General features: G+C 59.7%; 20 protein-coding genes, 2 tRNA genes and 1 pseudogene. 16 read left to right on the forward strand and 7 right to left on the reverse strand.

The features are described from left to right. Positions 1-16: 16 nt before the first annotated feature. Positions 17-931 (forward strand): ABC transporter permease, encoded by a 915-nt coding sequence (locus AC5E6W_RS04760; RefSeq protein WP_491751139.1) that lies wholly within the window; start codon positions 17-19, stop codon positions 929-931. A gap of 10 nt (positions 932-941) precedes the next feature. Beyond that, positions 942-1,679, forward strand: a complete 738-nt coding sequence (locus AC5E6W_RS04765; RefSeq protein ID WP_491751120.1) for a hypothetical protein — start codon at positions 942-944, stop codon at positions 1,677-1,679. Here the strand turns inward: AC5E6W_RS04765 and AC5E6W_RS04770 are convergent. Both AC5E6W_RS04770 and AC5E6W_RS04775 read right to left on the reverse strand, forming a co-directional pair. After that, the gene (locus AC5E6W_RS04770; protein ID WP_491751121.1) at positions 1,676-2,143 is read right to left on the reverse strand and encodes a metallophosphoesterase family protein; all 468 of its coding nucleotides are present in this window, start codon (positions 2,141-2,143) and stop codon (positions 1,676-1,678) included. The two genes, AC5E6W_RS04765 and AC5E6W_RS04770, sit on opposite strands and share 4 nt — an antisense overlap. 92 nt (positions 2,144-2,235) lie before the next feature. Next, a complete protein-coding gene (locus tag AC5E6W_RS04775) occupies positions 2,236-3,099 on the reverse strand; it encodes an ABC transporter permease (protein ID WP_491751122.1) in 864 nt (287 codons plus the stop codon). 184 nt (positions 3,100-3,283) lie between these two features. Here AC5E6W_RS04775 and AC5E6W_RS04780 point away from each other — a divergent pair, with 184 nt between their 5' ends. The 3 genes from AC5E6W_RS04780 to AC5E6W_RS04790 all read left to right on the forward strand — a co-directional run bounded on the left by AC5E6W_RS04780 (position 3,284) and on the right by AC5E6W_RS04790 (position 5,930). Then, positions 3,284-4,309, forward strand: coding sequence for an NAD-dependent epimerase/dehydratase family protein (locus AC5E6W_RS04780; protein ID WP_491751123.1), 1,026 nt, complete (start codon positions 3,284-3,286; stop codon positions 4,307-4,309). A 3-nt stretch (positions 4,310-4,312) separates the two neighbouring features. Next, positions 4,313-5,068, forward strand: a complete 756-nt coding sequence (locus AC5E6W_RS04785; RefSeq protein WP_491751124.1) for a WecB/TagA/CpsF family glycosyltransferase — start codon at positions 4,313-4,315, stop codon at positions 5,066-5,068. A 157-nt stretch (positions 5,069-5,225) separates the two neighbouring features. Then, positions 5,226-5,930 carry a CAP domain-containing protein gene (locus tag AC5E6W_RS04790; protein WP_491751125.1) on the forward strand — a complete coding sequence of 235 codons (705 nt, stop codon included), beginning with the start codon at positions 5,226-5,228 and terminating at the stop codon, positions 5,928-5,930. A 164-nt stretch (positions 5,931-6,094) separates the two neighbouring features. Here the strand turns inward: AC5E6W_RS04790 and AC5E6W_RS04795 are convergent, their stop codons facing one another. Further along, positions 6,095-6,676 carry a carboxymuconolactone decarboxylase family protein gene (locus AC5E6W_RS04795; RefSeq protein ID WP_491751126.1) on the reverse strand — a complete coding sequence of 194 codons (582 nt, stop codon included), beginning with the start codon at positions 6,674-6,676 and terminating at the stop codon, positions 6,095-6,097. Between the two features lie 200 nt (positions 6,677-6,876). Here AC5E6W_RS04795 and AC5E6W_RS04800 point away from each other — a divergent pair. From AC5E6W_RS04800 to AC5E6W_RS04820, 5 genes are all read left to right on the forward strand, one after another. Beyond that, positions 6,877-6,951 (forward strand) — tRNA-Asn (locus tag AC5E6W_RS04800). A gap of 177 nt (positions 6,952-7,128) precedes the next feature. After that, positions 7,129-8,940, forward strand: coding sequence for an amidohydrolase family protein (locus AC5E6W_RS04805; RefSeq protein WP_491751127.1), 1,812 nt, complete (start codon positions 7,129-7,131; stop codon positions 8,938-8,940). Between the two features lie 124 nt (positions 8,941-9,064). Then, on the forward strand, positions 9,065-10,264 hold the full coding sequence (locus AC5E6W_RS04810; protein ID WP_491751128.1) for a Gfo/Idh/MocA family protein: 1,200 nt from the start codon (positions 9,065-9,067) through the stop codon (positions 10,262-10,264). Between the two features lie 26 nt (positions 10,265-10,290). Further along, positions 10,291-11,052 carry a glycosyltransferase family 2 protein gene (locus AC5E6W_RS04815; protein WP_491751129.1) on the forward strand — a complete coding sequence of 254 codons (762 nt, stop codon included), beginning with the start codon at positions 10,291-10,293 and terminating at the stop codon, positions 11,050-11,052. Positions 11,053-11,174: 122 nt separating this feature from the next. Continuing rightward, a tRNA-Glu gene (locus AC5E6W_RS04820) sits at positions 11,175-11,250 on the forward strand. A 64-nt stretch (positions 11,251-11,314) separates the two neighbouring features. Here AC5E6W_RS04820 and AC5E6W_RS04825 read toward each other — a convergent pair. Then, a complete protein-coding gene (locus AC5E6W_RS04825; RefSeq protein ID WP_491751130.1) occupies positions 11,315-11,581 on the reverse strand; it encodes a tyrosine-type recombinase/integrase in 267 nt (88 codons plus the stop codon). A gap of 338 nt (positions 11,582-11,919) precedes the next feature. Here AC5E6W_RS04825 and AC5E6W_RS04830 point away from each other — a divergent pair. Further along, a pseudogene (locus tag AC5E6W_RS04830) lies at positions 11,920-12,577 on the forward strand (LysR family substrate-binding domain-containing protein). A gap of 693 nt (positions 12,578-13,270) precedes the next feature. Here AC5E6W_RS04830 and AC5E6W_RS04835 read toward each other — a convergent pair. After that, on the reverse strand, positions 13,271-14,677 hold the full coding sequence (locus tag AC5E6W_RS04835) for an ATP-binding protein (RefSeq protein WP_491751131.1): 1,407 nt from the start codon (positions 14,675-14,677) through the stop codon (positions 13,271-13,273). Beyond that, positions 14,674-15,348, reverse strand: a complete 675-nt coding sequence (locus tag AC5E6W_RS04840; RefSeq protein ID WP_491751132.1) for a response regulator transcription factor — start codon at positions 15,346-15,348, stop codon at positions 14,674-14,676. Before AC5E6W_RS04840 ends, AC5E6W_RS04835 begins: the two co-directional genes overlap by 4 nt. A gap of 191 nt (positions 15,349-15,539) precedes the next feature. Between AC5E6W_RS04840 and AC5E6W_RS04845 the strand changes: the two genes are divergently transcribed. The 5 genes from AC5E6W_RS04845 to AC5E6W_RS04865 all read left to right on the forward strand — a co-directional run bounded on the left by AC5E6W_RS04845 (position 15,540) and on the right by AC5E6W_RS04865 (position 21,483). After that, positions 15,540-16,064: a hypothetical protein gene (locus AC5E6W_RS04845; RefSeq protein WP_491751133.1), complete on the forward strand. Its 525-nt coding sequence runs from the start codon at positions 15,540-15,542 to the stop codon at positions 16,062-16,064. A gap of 31 nt (positions 16,065-16,095) precedes the next feature. Continuing rightward, positions 16,096-19,077, forward strand: a complete 2,982-nt coding sequence (locus tag AC5E6W_RS04850) for a TonB-dependent receptor (protein WP_491751134.1) — start codon at positions 16,096-16,098, stop codon at positions 19,075-19,077. 103 nt (positions 19,078-19,180) lie between these two features. Next, positions 19,181-20,203, forward strand: a complete 1,023-nt coding sequence (locus AC5E6W_RS04855) for a metallophosphoesterase family protein (protein WP_491751135.1) — start codon at positions 19,181-19,183, stop codon at positions 20,201-20,203. Between the two features lie 51 nt (positions 20,204-20,254). Next, positions 20,255-21,274 (forward strand): YncE family protein, encoded by a 1,020-nt coding sequence (locus AC5E6W_RS04860; protein WP_491751136.1) that lies wholly within the window; start codon positions 20,255-20,257, stop codon positions 21,272-21,274. 53 nt (positions 21,275-21,327) lie between these two features. After that, complete coding sequence (locus AC5E6W_RS04865; RefSeq protein ID WP_491751137.1) at positions 21,328-21,483, forward strand: hypothetical protein; 156 nt, start codon at positions 21,328-21,330, stop codon at positions 21,481-21,483. Between the two features lie 113 nt (positions 21,484-21,596). On the opposite strand, the gene AC5E6W_RS04870 is transcribed toward AC5E6W_RS04865, so the two are convergent. Continuing rightward, positions 21,597-22,115: a hypothetical protein gene (locus tag AC5E6W_RS04870; RefSeq protein ID WP_491751138.1), complete on the reverse strand. Its 519-nt coding sequence runs from the start codon at positions 22,113-22,115 to the stop codon at positions 21,597-21,599. Positions 22,116-22,303 lie beyond the last annotated feature (188 nt).

The raw sequence follows: 22,303 nt of genomic DNA on the forward strand, positions 1-22,303 counted from the left end.
GGCAAAGAGCATCCTGATGCGTGTGGTGACGACGCTGCCGGTGTTGTGGCTGGTGGTCACGATTGTGTTCCTGCTGATCCACCTGGTTCCGGGCGACCCGATTGTGCAGATGCTGGGTGATGGGGCGAGCGCGGGTGATGTGGAGAGCCTGCGGCACAGCTTTGGATTCGACAAGCCGCTGAGCACGCAGTACCTGCTGTACTGGCGCGGGGTGTTGCATGGGGACTTTGGGCGGTCGCTGCGGCTGCACGATACGGTGCTGCACCTGGTGCTGCAGCGCTACCCGTACACGCTGGCGCTGACGGTGGCGGGGATGCTGATCGGAGCGGCGCTGGCGATACCGGCGGGAGTGGCGTCGGCGCGGACACGCAACCGGTGGCCGGACCGGACGCTGGGGATTGCGAGCCTGGTGGGGTTGTCGTTCCCGAACTTTGCGCTGGGGCCGATCCTGATCGTGATCTTTTCTATTTCGCTGGGCTGGCTTCCGGTGTCGGGCGCGGGAGTGGGCGCGGGGGAGTTCTTGACGCATCTGATCCTTCCGGCGGTGACGCTGGGGCTGGGGATGGCGGCGATTTTGACACGGATGGTGCGGACGTCGATGCTGGAGGAGCTGTCGCAGGATTACATCCGCACGGCGCGGGCGAAGGGGTTGAGCGAGCGGCGCGTGGTGTATGCGCATGCGCTGCGCAATGCGCTGAACCCGGTGCTGACGGTGATTGGGCTGCAGTTCGGATCGCTGCTGGCGGGGGCGATTGTGACGGAGACGATCTTCAGCTGGCCGGGGCTGGGTCGGCTGACGCTGTCGGCGATTTCGAACCGCGATTATGCGCTGGTGCAGGGATCGATCCTGGCGATTGGGCTGACGTATGTGGCGGTGAATCTGATTACGGACTCGCTGTATGCGCTGGCGGATCCGCGTATGCGGCGATGAGGGTGTGGGGATGAGACGGTTGGGACTCGGGGTTTTGTTGGGGTATGTGTGGCTCGTTTTCGTATCGTTGGTATCGCGGGCGGGTGCGCAGATTACGGTTCCGGCGGGGCCCTCTGAAGCTGCCAAGGCGCGGAGCTTCGCGGATGCGCGGTATGGGGTGAGGTTCGAGGTTCCGGCGGGATGGACGCTGGCGCATCGCGATGGGGAAGTGAGCAACTTCCGGCTGGATGTGAAGGACGCTCCTCGCACGGCTCTTGTACGTGGGGTGGCGAGCATGGGCTTCAACCCGTTTCCTCAGTCCACGCTGGCGGGCGCGATGCTGTACTTCACGGTGCAGCCGGAGTCGGACGAGCGCAGCTGTGCGGCGCCCGCGGGAGCGGCAGGGAAGCCGGAGGCGGTGGGGATTGGCGGCATGGGATTCGGTCATGTCCACACCGAGCATGGCAGGGAGTGTGTGGAGGCGCGGGACGAGATCTACACGGCGTACCGGAAGCATGCGTGCTATCGGTTCGACCTGGAGGTGAACACGTTTTGCGCGGCCGCGAGCGGAGCGCAGGAGCTGAGCGCGGGGCAGCTGCATGACGTCGAGGCGCGCATGGCGGGGATTCTTTCGACGGTGACGTTCTCGTGGGAGAAGTCGGGAGCGCAGGCGGTGGCGGTGCCGGACGTACCTCCTGTGGTGCGGGAGCCGATGAAGCCGGGTGCGTCGAAGCCGTCGGCACCTCCGACAGCGCCGGGTGCGAGCTAGGTTGTCAGCTCGACCAGTTCGGCGGAGGCGCTGCCGTTTTCGACGGTGAGCCAGGCCATGGAGATGGGCAGGGAGAAGCGGCGGGGGCCGCAGCTTCCGGGGTTGAGGTAGAGGACTCCGTTGCGGTGACGCAGGGTAGGCTGGTGGGAGTGTCCGTAAATCACGGCGGCGATTCCGGCGGCTTCGGGCTTGATGTCGAGGTCGTCGATGGCGTGGAGCATGTAGATGAGCGCTCCGCCCAGATCGAGGGCCTCGGTGGCCGGCAGCAGGGCGGTGGGCCCCTGGACGTCCACGTTGCCGCGGATGGCGGTGACCGGGGCAATCTCTCGCAGGGTGTCGAGGATGTGGATGTCTCCGACGTCGCCGGCGTGGAGGATGTGGTCGACGCCTTCGGCCGCCCGGATGGCCTCAATCACCTCGGGGCGTAGCAGACCGTGGGTGTCGGAAAGAACGGCAATGCGCATGGAGCGCCTCCCGGATTGGTACGGCATGTAGCCCGCGTGTTCGAGAACCATCGTCTTCGAGTGCAGGGACAGCGTACGCTGGCGGTTCCCGTTCACTCGGCCCGTGTGCGTGGATCCAAAGCGTCGCGCAAGCCGTCTCCGACGAGATTGAAGGCGAGGACGCAGAGGGCGACGAAGGCTGCGGGGAAGACGACCAAGTAGGGAGCGTCGAAGAGATGGGAGCGCGCGTCGTTGAGCATGGCTCCCCAGGTTGGGGTCGGGGGCTGGACGCCCAGGCCGAGGAAGCTGAGGGTGGCTTCGGCCAGCACTGCTGCCGCCATGCCGACGGCGGCCTGCACCAGGAGGGGCTGGAGGATGTTGGGAAGGATGTGGCGCAGGAGGAGACGGAAATCGGAAGCTCCCAGCGAGCGGGCAGCGGCGACGAACTCCCGTTCTTTCATCGACATGACCTGGGCACGGACGAGGCGGGCATAGTTTACCCAACCGGCGAGCGCCAGGGCGAGGATCAGGTTTTCCAGTCCCGGACCCATGAAGGCGACGAAGGCGATGGCGAGAAGAATTCCGGGCAGGGCGAGAAAGACGTTGGAGAGGTAGACGTTGATGACGGTGTCGACCCAGCCGCCGTAGAAACCAGCCAGGGAACCAAGGAGGAGTCCGGCGGCTAGAGAGAGGCCGACGACGGAGACGGCGACCGTGAGCGAGACGCGGGCTCCATAGAGTGAGCGAGAGAGAACATCGCGGCCGAGTTCGTCTGTTCCAAAATAATGCTTCGCCGAAGGAGGCTGCAGACGCGCGTCGAGGTTGAGAGACGCGGGATCGCGCGGTGCGAGCCAGGGCGCAAGGAGGGCCATCGCGAGGAAGATTGCGAGGAGCAGGAGACCCAGTGTGGCCATGGGATGACGGAGGATGCGGGCAGATGATTGGACCGCGGTTGACTCCGCGGCGGGAGTTGGCATCCAAGTTGGAGGAGTATCCATCCTGAGGCTCATCATAGATTGCGCCGCCGAATTTGGGACGGGGAACGACGTTCAAACAACCTGCAAACTGCTGGAAACGATTGTGTTGTCCAAGTAAACTCGAAGCTAATCACACAACGAAAAGGTACCCGAACGCCCCAATAGAGAAGCAGTGAAGATTGGCATGGCGGCCGGAATCTGGGAGTTCCCGGGAATGAAGTTGGAAGGATCGACAGCGGTCGTCTGCGGCGCGGGCGGCTTCATTGGTGGACATTTGGTCAGGAGCCTTCAGGCGAGTGGTGTGAAGGTGATCCGCGCGGTGGATGTGAAGCCCCTGGCGGAGTGGTACCAGGAAACGGAAGGGGTCGAGAACCTAGTTCTGGACCTGAAGGAGATTGAAAGCTGCCGGATCGCGGTACAGGACGTGGATCTGGTCTATCAGCTTGCCGCCGACATGGGCGGGATGGGTTTTATCGAGAACAATAAGGCGCTGTGCATGCTCAGCGTCCTGACGAACACTCACATGCTGGTCGCTGCGAAGGATGCCGGGGTGAAGCGGTTCTTCTACTCCTCGTCGGCCTGCGTCTACAACGGCGAAAAGCAGATGAGTCCCGATGTCATTCCCCTCAAGGAGAGCGACGCCTATCCGGCGTTGCCTGAGGACGGTTATGGCTGGGAGAAGCTCTTCAGCGAGCGGATGTGCCGGCATTTCGAGGAAGACTTTGGGCTCGTCAGCCGCGTAGCCCGTTACCACAATGTCTACGGCCCGCACGGGACCTGGGACGGTGGCCGCGAGAAGGCTCCCGCAGCTATCTGCCGCAAGGTGATCGAGGCCAAGCTCAGCGGAAAGCACGAGATCACGATCTGGGGCAGCGGTGAGCAGACCCGCAGCTTCATGTACATCGACGACTGCACGCTGGGATCCCAGCTGATCATGGAAAGCGAGATCGACGAGCCCATCAACCTGGGCTCGGACGAACTTGTGACGATCAATCAGCTTGTGGATATTGCCGAGGACATTGCCGGCATCAAACTGAAACGAAGGTACGATCTGTCCGCACCGAAAGGGGTTAACGGACGGAACAGCGACAACACCCTGATTATGGATCGTTTGAATTGGCAACCCTCGATCAGGCTTCGTGACGGGCTCGAAAAGACGTACCGGTGGATCGAAGGCGAGATCAGGGCGAGAGATACGAGGGAGGCGTAGCGCATGGCGCCCAGGGACAAGAGGTACACCACGATTCTCGGCGTCGACTTCTTCTCCGGCACTGTGGAGCAGGCGGTGATGAGCATGGAGCGGGGCGGCCTGCTGGTGGTGCCGGCTGCGCCGGCGCTGAAGAACATGGCTCATGATCGGGGATATCGCGAGGCCCTGCTCGGTGCGGATCTCGCGATCACGGATTCCGCCTTCATGGTGCTGGTTTGGAACTTTCTCCAGGGAGATGACCTGGAGCGTTTGTCGGGCTTGAAGTACCAGCGCTATCTGCTGCAGCAGGAGAGCTTTCGGGCACCCGGCAATACGATTTGGGTGATGGCCGGCGAGCACAGCGCAGCCCGCAACCTCAGCTATCTGGAGTCGCTCGGGATCACGGTCCCGGAGGATTGCCTTTACATGGCTCCGATGTATGGCGAACAGATTGAGGACGAAGCGCTGCTGGAGAAGATCGAGGGCCTGCGGCCTCAGCACGTGCTGATTACGATTGGCGGGGGATCGCAGGAGAAGCTGGGGCATTACCTGAAGCAGAACCTCAGCTACCTGCCGGCAATTCATTGCACGGGCGCCGCGATTGCGTTTCTCAGCGGGGACCAGGTGCATATTCCGGGCTGGGCAGACAACATGTACATGGGCTGGCTGGTGCGCTCACTGTCCGATCCGCTGCGCTTCATCCCACGCTACTGGGATGCTCGCAAGCTGTTTCAGCTGATCCTGCGGTACCGCGACCGATTGCCGGCGACCGCCGAGTAGACCCGTTACAAACCAGATACGTTACCGGCGGCGGACTATTTTCGCCTAACTCCGCATGGAGTTTGCGGAGCCGGTGTCCAATCTGAACATGAGACGCCTCGGGACCCTGTTGTGCCTGCTCGGTTGTGTGGTCTGCCCAGGGCAGGCGCAATCGCCTGTGGCACCGGGTACGCCGACCTCCGTCGCCGAGCAGTACCTCTTTCAATCTGCAAACCAGGAACGTCTCTCGCGCGGGCTTCGGCCGCTGCGCTGGGATGCGTCGCTGTACCGCGCGGCTTATGACCATGCGCACGAGATGGCCGCCCGCGAGACGATCTCCCACCAGTTTCCGGGGGAGAATGAACTCGAAGTTCGCGGACGCTACGAGGGCGCGCGCTTCAGCCTAATTGCGGAGAATGTGGCGATGGCTCCTACGGTGGCGATCGTGCACACGGCGTGGATGAACTCGCCGGGACACCGCGCCAACCTGCTGGATCCACGCGTCGATTCGGTGGGAATCAGCGTGTTGCGGCGCGGCAATGAGCTGTACGCGGTGCAGGACTTCGACCGCTCGGTGCAGCAGTTGTCGCTGAATGAACAGGAGCAGAGGGTAGGGAGTCTGGTGTCTTCCGCTGCTGCGATCGATCTCATCCCCTCCCCTGAAGCTGCGCGGCGTACCTGCGAGATGGAGACGGGATATTCTGGTGAGCGGCAGCCTTGGTTTGTGATGCGGTATACGGCTGCAGACCTGGAGCGGCTGCCGGATGCGTTGCGCGAGCGGCTGGCGAGCGGGCGCTACCACCAGGCGGCGGTAGGAGCATGCCCCGCGCGGGATTCGAAGAACTTCTCCACGTTCAATATCGCGGTGCTGCTTTACCCCTAAGGGCAGCAGAACAGCTGAATAGCAGAACAGCTAAATAGCGAAATAGCTGACAGTGAACTCATGGGTTTTGCTGCGGAGATGGGCTTGCGTGGAACAGGCCAGCTTCCAGGAGCCGGCCTGTCGGGACTCTTCTGTTGTTCTGCTATTTCGCTACTCTGCTGGTCCTAAGCCGTGACGGGTTCGACGCCGGCTTCGGCTAGTTCTTCGGGAGTTGCCGGCTGGGTCGGTTCCATCTGGAGCATGTTGTTGAAGCGGTTGAAGTAGTTGAAAAGGCCCACTGCGGCCATGAGCTCGATGATTTCGCCTTCGGAGTAGAAGCGCTTGAGCTGCTCCATATCGTCGTCGGTGTAGTGCAAGGAGTCGGAGGTCATGACCTCGGCCATGTGCAGGGCGATCTTTTCGGCTTCGGAGAAGAGAGGCGAGTCGCGCCAGTTGCCGCGAAGGGCCTCGATCTGCTCTTCGGTGGCGCCGAGCCGGAGGCTGATGGCGGTGTGGCTGGCGAGGCAGTAGCTGGTGCAGTTCATCTGCGAGGTGCGGACGACGCAGAGCTCCTTGAGCCGGGTGGGCAGCGTGCCCTCGTTGAGCACAGCCTGCATGTGGGCTGTTGCGGTGCGGAAGATTTCGGGCCGGTGGGCCAGCGTGCGGAAGAAGTAGGGGACGTTGCCACGATCGCGCAGGAACTTGTCATAGACATCTCGCAGCTCGGGAGCGACTTGGGAGCGGGACAGGCGGCTGAGACGTGGCATGGCAAATCTCCTTCGGCACGATCATACGCGAGTCATGACGCGCCGGACTTGCGCTCCAGATGCGGGTTTCAGGCTCATTCTCAACGTTGCTGACTGTGGTGCCGATAGGGTTTGCACAGCGGCGGTTCTTTGACCCTGCTGCCTGCGTTTGATATAAAGGAACACGAGCGGTCGCCCTGGCCGCAGCGTTCTACACGCGATCCTGAGTAGCTCAATGGCAGAGCATTCGGCTGTTAACCGAAGGGTTGTAGGTTCGAGTCCTACCTCAGGAGCCATCTTCTTCCTCACAAATTGATTGGAAGGTCCTGTTGGGGATCTTGTGTGCCTCCGCGTGCTGGCTGCTTTCTGCCGGCCGGGATAGACTGCACCTAAGCCACACCATTGCCAGAGTTGTGCGCAGCTTCGTGCCGCGGCGCGGGTGGGGCAGTTCATCTTCAGTTCAGGGGAGATTCATGCTGCTAGGACGTGGGGCGATCGTGCGCTTTGGCCGGTTTGTGGTGGTGTCGGGGCTTCTGGTGGGTGCGCTGGCGTTTGCGGCGGACAAGCCGGCGCATGAGGCTGGTATTGCCATTGTGGATGCGATGGTGTTCGATGCGACCGGAGCGGCTCCCTCGGTGAGGACGGTGTTGATCGTCCATGGGCGGATCTCCGCGGTGGGTTCGCATCTGAAGGCTCCGGCGGGTTTCACGGTGATCGACGCCAAGGGCGAGGCGCTGCTGCCGGGGTTCTTCGATCTGCACACGCACTGGACCGCGGGCGAGCCCGGGACGACACCACTGATTGGGAATGCCGATCTTGCGGCGGGTGTGACGACGGTGGCGGACTTCAATGCTTCGCCGGAGTCGTTTGAAGCCCGGCGTGCGTGGCTGGCGTCGATCAACGCGCCGCATGTGAATCTTTGCGGGCGGTTGAGTACTCCTGGCGGCCATGGCGCGGACTGGGCTGATACGGCGACGACGAAGTGGGTGGTGACTCCCGCAGGCGCGAAGGCTGGCATCGATGCGATCTTTCCGTACAATCCGGACTGCTTTGGCGAGGTGATGACGGATGGGTGGCGCTACGGCACCGCTCCCGACAACACGAGCATGAATGCCGATGCGATTGCGGCGCTGGTGGCCGAGGCGCATACGCGGAAGCTTCCGGTGTTGACGCATACCGTCACGGTGGCCAAGGGTAAAGAGGCGGGCGACGCGCACGTCGATGTGATCGACCATGCGCTGCAGGACCGCGATATCGACGACGCGACGATTGCGGCGATCAAGCAGGGTGGAAGCTTCTTTGCGCCGACGCTGGCGGTGTATGAGCCGACCAAGCCGGGACATCACAGTACGTTTCCTCCGACGGATCCTCGCTATCAGCAGTCGATGCGCAAGTGGGAGTTTGCGCAGCACAACACGAAGAAGCTCTATGATGCGGGCGTGCCGATTGCATTGGGCACCGATGCGGGCATGCCTGGAACGCCGCATGGCAAAGCGACTCTGCGCGAGATGGAGTTGCTGGTGCAGGCGGGTCTGCCAGCGGAGGCCGCATTGATGGCGGGCACTGCCAACAGTGCGCGCGCGATGGGAGAGCTTGGGGACCGTGGGACGATCGAGGTGGGCAAGCGCGCTGATGTGGTGTTGATCAAGGGCACGCCGTGGGAGCACATCGAGGATGTCGAGAAGACGGACCGGGTGTTTGTGGATGGGCGGTTGCTGTTTGGTCCGGGAGCTCCGGCGGCGAACCTGGATGTGCCGATGCCGGCGGTGAAGATTGCGGCGCTGATCGATGACTTCGAGCGCGGGGATGGCCGGTCGAACCTGGATACGCTGGTGGTGACGAACCCTGATGGCGGGCTCGATCGCAGCACGGAGATGATCCAGATTCTGCCACGCGAAAGCGGTGGACATGCGCTGCTGATGACGGCGTCGATGTCGGCGAAGGAGAAGCCGACGGCGAGCGTGATCTTGCCGCTGACCAAGGGATCGATTGCTCCTGCAGACCTGCGTGCGTATCACGGTGTGCGGCTGGAGATTCGCGGCGATGGCCCGTATGAGCTGCGCGCCAATGGGGTGAACGGCGCGTGGGCGACAAATGTTGAGGGCGGTTCCGCGTGGAAGACGATTGAGGTGCCGTTCAGCGCGCTGCATCGCGTGGGGCACGCTCGCGAGGGTGTGACCGCGGTGGCGTGGGGCGGCGATGACATCACTGAGATGGAACTGGTAGCGCAGCGTCCGGCAGGAACGAAGACGTGGCTCGAACTGGACAACGTGACGCTGTATTAGAGCAGGGCCGAGCTGTCGCGAGAGGCAGATGCAGGGAAGCTGCGTTTGCCAGTGAAACGGCTGCTTCACTACAGTGGATGCCGAGTCGCAACGCGCTTTCGTCGCGCCAGCAAGGAGCAACTTTGTGGCATCCAGTTCCGCAGACCGTCGTTCGTTTCTCAAGACCCTTGGCACCGCCAGTGCTTTCTCGATGATGCCGGCTGCGGCCCTTGCGCACGGCCTGGAGGGACGCCCGATTACGCATGAGGTTGCGATGCCGAGCGCGCAGGAGATGGCCGCGCCGAAGTACACGATCAACTTCGCGGTCGCGGGCATGAGCCATGACCACATCTATGGCATGGTCGGCGCGATCGAGCGTGGCGGTGGGAAGCTGGTCGCCATTCAGAGTGACGAGCCGGATAAGCTTGCCACGTTCACGAAGCGGTATCCGAGCGTGCGGGTTGTGAAGACGGAAGATGAGATCCTTCACGATAAGTCGATCCAGCTGGTGCTCAGCTCGAAGATCGCGAGTGAGCGCGCTCCGCTGGGTGTTCGTGCGATGCGCGCGGGCAAGGACTTCCTTAGCGACAAGCCTGGTGCGACGACGCTGGAGCAGCTTGCCGAGATCCGCAAGACCATCGCAGAGACGGGCCGCATCTACGCGATCCTCTATAGCGAGCGGCTCGAGGTGAAGGCTGCCGTGAGGGCGGGCGAGCTGGTGAAGGCCGGAGCGATCGGCAAGGTGATCCAGACGATCAACATTGCGCCGCATCAGATTCTGCAGCACAACGGCGATGCGGGCGGCGGCACGCCGCGGCCGGAGTGGTTCTGGAACCCCGATCAGTATGGCGGGATCCTGTGCGACATTGGATCGCACCAGGTCGACCAGTTTCTGTACTACACGGGATCGACCGAGGCGGAGGTGGTGGAGTCGCAGATCGCGAATGTGGCGCATCCTGAGCATCCGCGCTTTCAGGACTTTGGCGACATGGTGCTGCGCGGCAACAAGGGCTGCGGCTATGTGCGGCTTGACTGGTTTACGCCGGATGGCCTGGGCACGTGGGGCGATGGACGCCTCTTCATTTTGGGCACGCAGGGGTACATCGAGCTGAGGAAGTACACCAACGTTGCGGTGAGCCACACGGGCAACAACCTGTTTCTCGTGGATGCGAAAGAGGCACGGTATATCGACTGCAACAACCTGACGCTGCCGTTCGGGCTGCAGTTCGTTGCGGATGTGGTCAACCGCACGCACATCGCGCAGGACCAGACGCAGTGCCTGCTTGCTGCGGAGCTTGTGATCCGCGCGCAGAAGCAGGCGAAGCTCGTACACCTGCAAGCCTGAGATGCGGGAGAGAAGGGAAGCAGGCCATGCCGGTAGAGCAGTATGGGCAGCCTTTGCCATTGCTGGAGCGAGTCGCTGTGATTATCCCAGCGTACAACGCGGGGGCGGCGTTGCCGCGCCTGGTTGGCGAGTTGGGCAGGCTGGGCTTTGGGGCGCTGGTTGTTGTGGATGATGGCAGCGCGATGGAACATCAGCGGTGGGTTGACGAGACTCGCATTGAGCCCCACGTGCACCTGCTTCGTCATGAGCGGAACCTTGGCAAAGGGCAGGCATTGAAGATGGGCTTTGCGCTTGTGGAGAAGATGTTCGAGGACGTGGAGGTCGTTGTCACCGCCGATGCGGACGGGCAGCATCGGCCGCTCGACATTGTTCGGGTTGCAGCTGTGGCGCTGGAGCATCCAGGCGAGATTGTGCTTGGCTCACGCTCGCTAGAGGGCGACGTGCCCTGGCGCAGCCGACTTGGCAACCATCTCACACGCAGGGTTGTTGCGGCTGTGGCAGGCCTCGATCTCAAGGATACCCAGACGGGGCTGCGGGCCTTTCCGCGTGGGCTGCTCCCGATGCTGCGAAGGGTCGAAGGCGACCGCTATGAGTACGAGATCTCGGTACTGCTGCAACTCTCGGCTGCTTTAGGACGACCGCGGGAGGTGCCCATCGAGACCGTCTATGTGGGGGGCAATCGGGGGAGCCACTTCCGGCCCGTGCGGGACTCGGCGCGCATCTACCGGGCGGTGGCTCTGTGTGCGGGGCAACGTCTGCGTCGCGGCGTTCTGCAGGCAAGAGCCTAGCGAAGGACAGGCAACAGCCTAGGGGGATGGAATGGCAGTTTCCACCACGCGCCTTTGATTCCGAGGCTCGACCCTAGTAGACTGGATCGAGCGCCTTCCGCGTCCTGCGGCTGGCGGCCAGCGTCCCCGTCGTCCAGTGGCCTAGGACACCGCCCTTTCACGGCGGTAACACGGGTTCGAATCCCGTCGGGGACGCCAAACATTCCAAAAGACTTAGCGAAAAATACCCCAAAACGCCGGGGACCCATCGGGGACCCTCGGATTATGCACCCAGAGCTACGGACTGGACCGCCTCCGTGCGCATCATCACGACGACCTTCCGCTGTGCCTCTTGCTTGGCCGGCATTTGAGCCTGGGTATAGATGTCCAGCGTGACCTTCGTCGATCCGTGCCGCAGCAGTTCTTGCACCACCTTGACGTCCTCTCGATTGGCCTGCAGGAGCGTCGAGTAGGTGCGGCGGAACGTATGCCAGCTCACCTGCTTGTTGATGCCGAGTTCCTTAACTACGGGTTGAATGTGGTACCGCATGACGGTAGACAGCCAAATCGGCTGTTTTCCGCGCTTCTTTCCCGCAGATTGCTCGTTGTCGCGAACACGAAATCTTCGGGTTTCGGAACGGTGTCGCCTGATACCAGGCCATCAGGTCTTTCGCCGTATGCTCATCAAGAGGAATTCGAGGGGGCTTTCGAGCTGCTGCGGATTACCTGCGCACATCTCAACCCAACCTCACCGTCCAGGCACGCCAGTTCCAGCAATACGCTTCAGTGAACCTCTATCGAAAAGCGAAGGATGGACGCATCTACCCAACGGAAACGGGCCTCGCCTTCATCCCCCTGGCCAGGTCCGTTTTGGAAGCTCGAGATGAGGTGATCGCCGCCATCATCGCTATCGAGCGTGGGGAGATTGACGTAATCCGTCTTGGATCCAGTCCACTCGCGGATAACGAGCTCTTTCGTCAACTCTGTTCCATGCACAAAGAGCTCTTGCCAAGCTGCAGTGTGCGGCGTTCACACGGAGAGACTACCCAGCTTGCGGAAGCCCTTCTTGCCGGAGAATTGGATGCGGCGCTCGTCACTCTCCCGCTAAAACATCCCGATCTGTGTGCGGGACCTGCGCCAGGATAGGCTTGTTGTTTGTATGCGTCGCGACAGTCCGCTCGCCGAAAGGGCAGCGATCAAGGTCGGCGATCTGCAGGGCAATCTCACCATCTTGTATCACCCGAATCGTCACCCCGAGGCGCACGCGTGTCTGATGGAACTTCTTCACGATGCGGGACTACAGATCGAGGAGTATTCGAGTGGCTCGCATCCGACAGAGATGCAAGCTCTCGTGAAAGATGGCTATGGGATGGCTCTCATCCGTGAAGGCATGCCGTTGGATGAAGCGCTTACGACCCGTCGCATCCTCGGTGTGGACTGGACCGTCGATATGGCACTTGCCTACCACCGTGAACGGCACCCAAAGACCATTCCGATTCTGGTTCGTAAGCTGAGAAAGATGGCGCAAGCACCCGCCCTTCCATGAAAGCCGCCGCAGTCCACCGTCGTCGGCAACAGTGAGAGCGGAAGCCGATCTCCGTCGCAAACTCCGGTGCAACTTCAGCTCCTCCGATAGATACTCTTGCTGCATCGTGGCCGCCATGGTCGCGAAGGGGCTGTCTTCATTTTGCGATTGCTCAACTGTCGTTATCGGATTTGCTTCCCGAATGAATTTGGATGAGTGCTGACCAGTACCTATCCGACCAAATTGGGAATCCAGATAAATAAACCGCACCCGCTTAGGGAACGGCAACCATGAAGCGTTCTCACGGTTTACCCACGTCGTGACACTCTCTGACGGGCTGCCTCCGGCGAAAGTCCTCCGCGCAGGCAAGAACTGCGTGGCTTTGCTTGTCGTCATCGGCAAAATTTAGCGAGGATCGACTCTATGTTCATAGGTGTGTCACCCTGCGCTATTTATAACAAAAACATCGTATACTGCTTCCGATTTAGACTCCTATAAAAGCTGATTTTCGCCTTCTGGTAGTGGTCGGAATGGGCTCCATGACGGGTAACTGCAGCCGGCAAAAAGTATTTCTAAAGCAATAAAGCGGCCCCTGGCCAGCGCCGGTCTCTGGGTTCCAGCCGCTCTGGAAATGTACTCAATTTCGCTCCGACTGAGCCGTAACGCACCGTCGTCTGGACTTTGGCGGCCGGTGGTTCGAGGCCTCTCCTGGGCCTAAGTCATCAGGCTGTTGCGGGAGAGGGGCGGCAGTGATACGCGGAACGTGCTTCCCTGGGAAGGAATGGACTGCACTGTAATGCTGGACCCATGGGTTTCAGCCACCCACTTCGCGATGGAAAGTCCGAGTCCGTTGCCGCCATCCTCTTGACAGCGAGAGGGATCGCCCCGGTAAAAGCGATCGAAGATTTTGGCCATCTCTTCAGCCGAAATTCCCACGCCCGTATCATGCACAGCGATTTCGGTGCCCGACTGGTGTTGCATGAGGCTCAGTGAGATAGATCCGTGCTCAGGGGTGTATCGAATCGCATTGTCCAGCAGAATCGACACCATCCGACGCAGAAGGGAGGCATCGCCCAAGACCCAGACTTCAGGTTCCACTGTAAGTCCGAGCTGCTGTTGCTTGACATGAGCTCGACCACTGAACTGCTGGCCGACCTCCTGCACAAGCGCCGATAGCTCCACGGGTTCCGAGATACGACGCGACGGGAGATCCGCCCGTGCGATAGACAGCACGTCTTTGAGCAGTTGCGAGGTGGCTTCGCATTCCACAGTTATGCTGCGCAGGGCCGCGCAATACTCATCCGACGAACGTCTCCGAGAAAGAGCGAGGCCGGCGGTCGAAAGTATGACCGCGATGGCCGTATTCAAGTCATGCGAGATGTCGGTTGTGAACTGAGTAAGGCGCGCGACGGCAGATTCCAGGCGCTGCAGAAGTTCGTTCCAACTCTCCGCCAATCGTTGCAGTTCGTCGCTGGTGTCCGGCACTGGTAGACGGCCGGTGAGATCCTCGATGCCAATGGTCCGAGCTTTAGCGATCATCCGGTCCACGGGAGCTAAGGCGCGGCGGCTCAAGGCATATCCTCCAGCCGCGGACACGATAAGCAGCAGGGGACAGAAAAGCAGATACGAATTGCGAACTCGTCGCAGAATATCGGCGTGCTCGTCGATGGTTCCAGAGAGCGAAAGTCTTACGGGGAGTCCGTCTATCTTGACCACATGGTGCAATGTGCGAATCAGGTGGCCATCCCGATGCTCCAGTCCAACGCATCGCTGTTCGCAGGATTGGTTAGGCCAAGGTACCTTCAGGTCATCGTGTCCCGGAGTGGAATAGATAGGTGTCCCGCTCAGGTCATTTACCTGGATGATATCGGTTCCGTTGATCCCGATACTCAACTGATGCAGCTTTTGCGACATGGAAAGGGTGCTGTCGCTGTGGGGCCATAAGTCGATGTATGCGACGATACGATCCTCGCGAGCGACCATCGTGCTTTCTCTCGCGCTCGCCAGCATCTTCGTCAAATACCAGTAGGAAAAGCAGCCAAGGCACGACATCGAGAAGGCTACCAATCCCACATAAAGCAGGAACAGCCTTACTCGAAGCGCACGGAAGTTGATTCTCATCGTGGAACAACCATCCTGTACCCCATGGATCGGACCGTGCGAATGAGGCTCACCTCACCCTTCTTGTCCAGCCTGGAGCGCAACCTGTGCATGTAGAAGTCCACGTTGCCATCGCTGACTTCTGCGTCCTGCGGCCATGCAGCGCCACGCAACTGGTCTCGGGTTACGAGTTGGTTGGGATGGCTCATCAGTAGCTCAAGAAATACGAATTCCTTGCGCATCAGAGGGATCTCTATTCCAGCACGATGCAGCGTCCGCCCCGATGTGTTGAGAGATAGATCGCCAACGGTAAGCACGGTAGGTTGCACGGCGGGGCCGCGACGTCCCACCGACCGGACTCGCGCTGTAAAGATCTGTATTTGGAAGGGCTTTGTCAGGTAGTCATCCGCGCCGAGGTTGAGTCCATGCACAACGTCGGCCATGGAGTCCCGGGCTGTCAGCATCAGCACGGGCACGCGGCAGCCAAGGTCTCGAACCTGTTTGAGCAGGGTGAACCCATCCATTCCTGGAAGCATGACATCCAGGACCGCAATATCGAAGGGCATGCTCAGCAGTAGCTCGCGTCCCGCATCGCCACGGTCTGACGCCGTGACCGTGTGGCCATCCTCGAACAGAGTCTGCTGAAGGATCGCCCGAAGGCGCTTATTGTCTTCCACCACCAACACATTCATCGTTACTCAGTTAACAGAGGCGATTGTGAAATGACTGCGTCAGTGTGGTGAATAGCCGGTGACAGGGCCGTTCCTCTAAGGCCCATCTAAGGCCAGCGCGGTTGAATGGCATCAACGCCAAGCAGATGCATCTCATTCGGATCCGCAATGCGGCTCGTCTGCACGGCAAATCTTAGCCCGGAGATCTCATCATGAAATCGTTGTTCTTCCCGAATGTGCTCGCGTGCTCTCTCTTACTGCTGGCGGCTCCCGCTTGCTCTTTCGGTCAGGATGCCCCCGCGAAGGCCGCTGCGCAGGACCCTTCGACCTACATGCATGTGCATGCTCCTCTTGCGCAGTCGCTGGTGATGAAAGAGAAGGAGTCACGCGGCGACCAGATCGTGAAGCTCGGTATCCATGCTGTGCCTCCCGGTGAGACGGACAACGTAATCATCGCCAACATCACGCCTTCGAAGAACGGCAAGAAGTCGTCGCCGGCCGATCTGCAGAAGCTCGCTACCGGCAAGCCTGTCGCTGTTCGTCTAGATAAGGACAAGACCTTCGACCTGTTGATCCCTATGACCGACGCCAAGGGTCGCGACCTCGAAGGAGGCTTCGTCGTGATGGAGGTCCCGTACTCGAAAGCCAACAACGAAGAGGAAGCCATCCGCATCGGCGTTGCGATTCGAGATGATCTACAGCGCCAGATTCCCAGCAAGAAAGCCCTGTACCGCTAAGCAGCCCCATCACCGCACGGAGGAAACACTCGTGAAAAAGCTTCTACTGCTCCTCTTGCTGTACGCCATGCCAGTCTTCGCACAAACGGATCGGGCCACCATCACCGGGTCGGTGGTCGATCCGTCTGGACGCAAGGTCGCTGGCGCGACCATCGACGTAACTTCCACTGCAACCGATTTGGTGCGCCACACCGAGACTAACAGTGCTGGCGTCTATACCGTGACATCACTCAACACCGGTACCTATACCGTAGCCATCGGAGCTCCGGGGTTCAACGCGGTCAAGACGGAAACCCTCACCTTGGATGTCGGCCAGACGCGCACGCTCGATGTAAAGCTTGTGGTGCAGGGCGCAACCGAACAGGTGACGGTCACTGACTCGGACCTATCCAAGAGCTCTGCGGAGATTGGCGGCGTGGTGCATGGAAACCAGGCCCGCGACCTCTCGCTCAATGGCCGCAGCTTTGTGGGACTTGTCTCGCTGGTACCCGGCGCAATCGACTCCGGCACGGGTACGCAAGGGGATGTGCGCTTCGCGGGCCTATCCGCCGAGGACAACACCTGGAAGCTCGACGGCGTGGATGCCTCTGGCATCAATCATCAATACAACAAGGTGGATCTGCATCTGCAGATCTCCACGGAAGCGATTGCAGAGTTTCGCGCAAACGGTGTGGCTTACGGCGCGGACCAAGGCGGGACTGCCGGCGGCCAGATCGAGGTCGTCTCCCGTACGGGCGGAGCGAAGTTTCATGGTGCGGCATGGGAGTTCCTGCGCAACAACTACTTTGACGCCACTCCCTACTATGCGGGAGGTTTCCTGCCAGCATTGCGCCGCAACAATTTCGGTGCGAACCTTGGTGGCCCCGTTGTTCCCAAGAAGCTCTTCTTCTTTGCGAACTTTGAAGCGGTTCGTGAGGTGTTGAATCAGCCGATCAATGGCACCGTGCCGAGTCCGGCGTTTCGTGCGCAGGTTGCGGCACAGCAGCCGGTACTCGCTCCTCTTATCAATGCGTATCCGCTGGGCAATATCACGATCAGCCCGCAATCCATGCAATACATCGGTACCGGCCGCCAGACGACGAACGAGACCGCGGGCCTGTTTCGCGCCGATTGGCACATCAATGACAAGATGACGGCATTCCTCCGTTTCGATACGGATGAGTACTATCAGAACGCGCCGGATGGATTGCCACCATCGACTGGCTTTACCAAAGTGGCGGCACCCAACGCGATTATCGGAATTCAGAACACCTTTTCTTCGCGCATCTTCAATGATTTCCGCTACGGCTTCAATCGCGACGCCTTCCAGCAGGGACAGACCACACCGTTCGCCTTCGCACTGCAGATCTCTCCCTTTACCTCCATCGGCAATCCGAGCGGCTCAATTCGCAATGACAACACGTTCACGATTGTGGACGACCTTAGCTTTCTTGTCGGCAAGCACGCGCTAAAGGCTGGCGTTACTGCGCGCTGGGTGGAAGAGAACAAGGCTTCGCCGAACAGCCCCGACGACACCCTGGCGTACGTCAGCACGACGACCTTCCTGCAGAACCTGATCGACTCCGATACTTACAATGGCACCGTGCCGCTGACCGGTCAGCGTATGACCGAGTACTTCGGCTACATCATGGACCAGTACAAGTTGAGTTCCACGTTGAACCTCAACATTGGTCTGCGTTACGAGTACTTCGGCGTTGACCATGAGGAGCTTGGCCGGGGAATCAACGTTGATCCGATCAACTGTCCCAACGTGGTCTGCCCCAACAACATTGGATGGTACAGCCCGAACCTGGCAGATTTTTCGCCTCGCCTGAGCGCTGCGTGGTCGCCCGCACAGCTCCAGGGCAAGATGGTCCTCCGGGTGGGCTACGGCATCTACTACGGCTTCGGCCAGTTCGGTGGCCTCAGCGCTCCGATATCGAACCTTACCTCGCAAAAGTACACGCTGAACCAGACGCAGGTACCGGGCCTAAGCTATCCCGTATCGCCGGTATCGGCCGCGGCCAGTGGGAGCTCCAGCCCGTCGGGCGATCCGATCAATCGCAGAGATACGGCGGTGCAGGAATGGACAGTCTCTGTGCAGCACGAGCTGTTGCCGCGAACGATTTTCCAGCTTGCATATTTTGGGACCAGCGCAGCACATGTCTTCTCCGACTGGACTCTGAATGGCATCAATCCCGCCACGGGCAAGCGACCCATCGCCGGTTACTCCACAATCGACTACCGTGGGACGTTCAATCATGCGAGCACAAACGCCCTACAAACTAGCGTGCAACGCAATGTGACGAACGGTCTCAACTTGTCCGCGAACTATGAGTGGGCTCACTCGATCGATAACGGCGGCCTTGGCGGCGGCGAAGCGGACATTCCGCAGAACCAGTCGTGTCTGCGCTGTGAGCGCTCGAACAGCGACCAGGACATGCGATCCTACTTCTCCTCCAGCATGATCTGGCAGCTGCCTCTGGGACACGGTCGGAAGTTCTTCAGCAACTCTTCCCGCATCGAGGATTTCTTTGTGGGCGGATGGCAGCTGAGCGCGCTCGGCTTGGCGCGTGGCGGCCTTCCATTGAATGTCACCATGAGCCGTTCTGCCAGCGCCCTTCCTGATCAACTCAACAAGAGCCAGCGTCCGAACAGGGTCCCCGGAGCGAACCTGTATCCTGCCAACCGCACACCAAGGAACTGGCTGAATTATGCAGCGCTTTCGACTCCCGCTAACGGGACCTGGGGCAACCTGCCGCGAAATGCGGTGCGTGGTCCTGGCCACTGGCAGGTCGATCCAGCACTGAGCAAGCGGTTCCCGGTCACGGAGCGGGTTGGCGCCACGTTCCGCGCAGAAGCGTTCAATGTTTTCAACGTGGCAGAGTATGGCAAGCCAGCGGTTAGCTGGGCTGCTCCTACGAGCGTTCCCAACCCCAACAACTATGGCGTCATTACCTCCGCTTACAACAAGAACACGGCGGGATCTGGCGGCCCGCGCGACCTTGAGTTCAGTTTGAAGGTCGACTTCTAACTGGCTGGATTGCGGGTCGCGCGAACCTGTGCGGCCCGCTGTTTCACCCTTACATCCGATGGACCACTCCCGTTACGTGGGAAGCATGAAATGGAAGGCTCACATGTTTGCAAGACGGTATCTTTCAGCAGTAGGTTTGTTGGCCGCGTTGACGCTGCATGCGCAGGAAGACGACGGGAAGTACAAAGGTCCGAAGGCCGAAGACATCTCGACGGATTCGATGATCAGTAAGCCGGGGCCGAGCTTCCGGGTAGCTCAGTCGGAGTTGAAGGAGCCCGTGCGTGTGATCGCGTATGGCGATCAGCGATTCACCGATCCAAACAATCACGATGTCACAAGTCCCGAGGCACGTCGCGCGCTGGTGCAGAAGATCGCTGCCGAACATCCCTCGGCTGTCCTGATGAGTGGAGATGTTCCGTACAGCGGTGATGTACCGAACGACTATGCCGTGTACCGCGAGGAGACTAAGGTCTGGCGTGACGAAAATCTTCGCATCTATCCCGCGCTTGGCAATCATGAATTTCACGGGGACCCACACCTTGCGCTCGAGCACTGGTGGGCGGCATTCCCGGAGATGCGTAACCGCCGCTGGTACTCCGTGGAGTTGGGCGCATCCGTTTATACGATCGCCCTTGATAGCGACACCTCGCTCGCAGAGGGCAGCAACCAGAGGAGATGGTTGCGTGACCAGCTTGCGCACGTTCCGAACACAACACGCTTTGTGTTCATCAGCCTGCATCATCCTCCTGTTGCGGACTTCCAGACACACATCAATGTGAGCCACAATCCGAGGCCAAACGAGATCGGTCTCCGTGACTTTCTAGAGTCTGTGGCGCCAGACATGAAAGCGAAGATCGTTGTCATTGCCGGCCACATTCATAACTACGAGCGATTCTCGCACGGAGTCGTGGTGTATTTCGTCTCTGGAGGCGGCGCCGCCAAGCCTGTTCCCGTGGAGCGCAAACCGGCAGACCTCTACCAGGACAATGCGTTTCCTAACTACCACTTTGTCGAGTTCACTCTGAATAAAGATGGTGTGGAGGGCAGGATGTATCGCCTCGTCGATCCCGCGGCATCAATAGCGGCGTGGGAGCACAAGGATACCTTCCAGATCAACGACAAGTAAGCGCAAGGCATATTTGCAGTCCCCATCACGAGCATTCTATCCAGGAGATTTATGCCATTTCATTTTCGCCGTTGGGCGGCATTAGTTCTATTAATGACAGCTTGTGCTTCCGCCGTTGTTGCGGAAGCACAAGCGCCGCTTACCCAGGTAATGGAAACCAGATTGCCTGGGGTGGATGGGGACTTTGATCACTTTGCCTACGATCTCAAGCGGGGTTGGCTCTTCTCCGCAGCGGAGGAGAATCACACGCTTGAGGTATTCGATCTGAAAACAGGGGCGCATCTGCGAAGCATCGCGGGATTCAAGGCCCCGCACACGCTGGCATATGTCCCTGAGACCGATAAGATCTTCGTGACAGACGGAGAGGATGCATCCTGCATCATTCTTTCCGCGAAAGATATGCATCGCGTCGACCGCATCCCCCTGCGCCCTGGTGCGGACTCCGGAGTCTATGATCCCGCGGCCAAGCGATTCTATATCGGCAACGGCGGGCGCGAGGAGAAGAGGAAGGATTCCGTTATCTCGATCATCTCTGTAGTCGACCATAAGAAGGTCGGAGAGATTCCGATCGATGGTGACAACATCGAAGCGATGACTATTGACCAGGGCCACCACCGGATGTTTGTGAACATCCGTGACCGCAAGCAGATTGGGGTCGTGGATCTGGAGACAAACAGGGTTGTGGGTACATGGGTGACGCCAGATATGAATCGCAACACAGCGATGGCCCTCGACGTTACCACACAGCGTTTATTCGTCTCAGGACGCACTCCCGGTCGCCTCTATGTTTTCGATACGGCTAAGGGAGAACTCGTGAAAGAACTCGATGCAGTGGATAACTCCGACGACCTCTCGTGGGATCCAGCGATGAGTCGTATCTATGTCACCGGATCCCAGGGCATTAGTGTTTTCCATCAGGATTCGGCTGATTTTTACAGGCTATTTGCAAACATGAAAACGATCGGCGGGAAGACCTCGATTTTCGTTCCCGAACTGAAGCGGTTGTATGTGGCGCACCCAAAGAGCGGCAATATTGATGCCAGCACGCTGGTCTATCGAGCGAACCCATAGAGCTGGATCACAACAGCAACAAATTGCTTCACGAGAATGAGGTTGATGTGCCAATGATTGACGGAATACTAAGGTCTGTCCGGATCCTGCACCGTTATCTTGGAGCGTTTACGGCTCCGGCGGTGATCTTCTTTGCATTTACGGGAGCGCTGCAGACACTGTCGCTGCATGAGTCGGCGAAGAACGGTCAGTATCGGCCTCCCGCATGACTGTTGTCCGTGGCGCAGCTGCATAAGAAGCAAACCCTTCAGGTACAGCCGAAAAAGACGAAGCATGCCGAGGATGCTTCTGCCGATGCTCTATCTGGTGGTGAAGAGAAGCATCACAAGGACGCCAGCAGGGACCCCGCACCGAAGGAACCATCAGCGAAGAGGAGCACGTTGCCGATGAGAATATTTTTCGTCCTGGCTTCGCCACGAGGTATGCCCTCATCCGGCTCAAGGGAGAGGAGTGGTATCGGACGCGCTTTATCCCACGCATCAGCCCCATCACACTTGTCGCTTTGCTTTTCAACATCTTGGTCATGTTCTCGCTCAAGGGTGACCTGATCGTCCGCTTGCCGCTCGACGTTGTGAAGATCGCAATGCCACTGATCATCTACTTTATCATCATGTTTCTTGTGAGCTTCTGGATGGGAAAGAAGTTGGGTGCCAACTATGCGCAGTCGGCGATACTTTCCTTTACGGCAGCGGGCAACAATTTTGAGTTGGCCATTGCGGTTGCTGTTGCCGTCTTTGGGTTGAACTCTAGCGAAGCGTTCGTCCGTGTCGTGGGACCACTGATAGAAGTGCCCGCGCTCATCGGGCTGGTCAACGTCGCCTTCTGGAGTCGCACGAAGCATTTCTCCGCAGAGACAATTGGTTTTGCTTCCCCAGGTCGACGCTGTATTCCATTCTCAAGAAATTGCCTACCTTCACTCGCTGAAAGACCTCCAGAGTGTTGCCGTTGGCAGCAAGAATGGGACACCTGTTTTATTGCGCGATCTTGGCGTTGTCACCTTCGGCCCGGATATTCGAGAGGGAGTTGTCG

It is taken from the genome of Bryocella sp. (assembly GCF_058498515.1).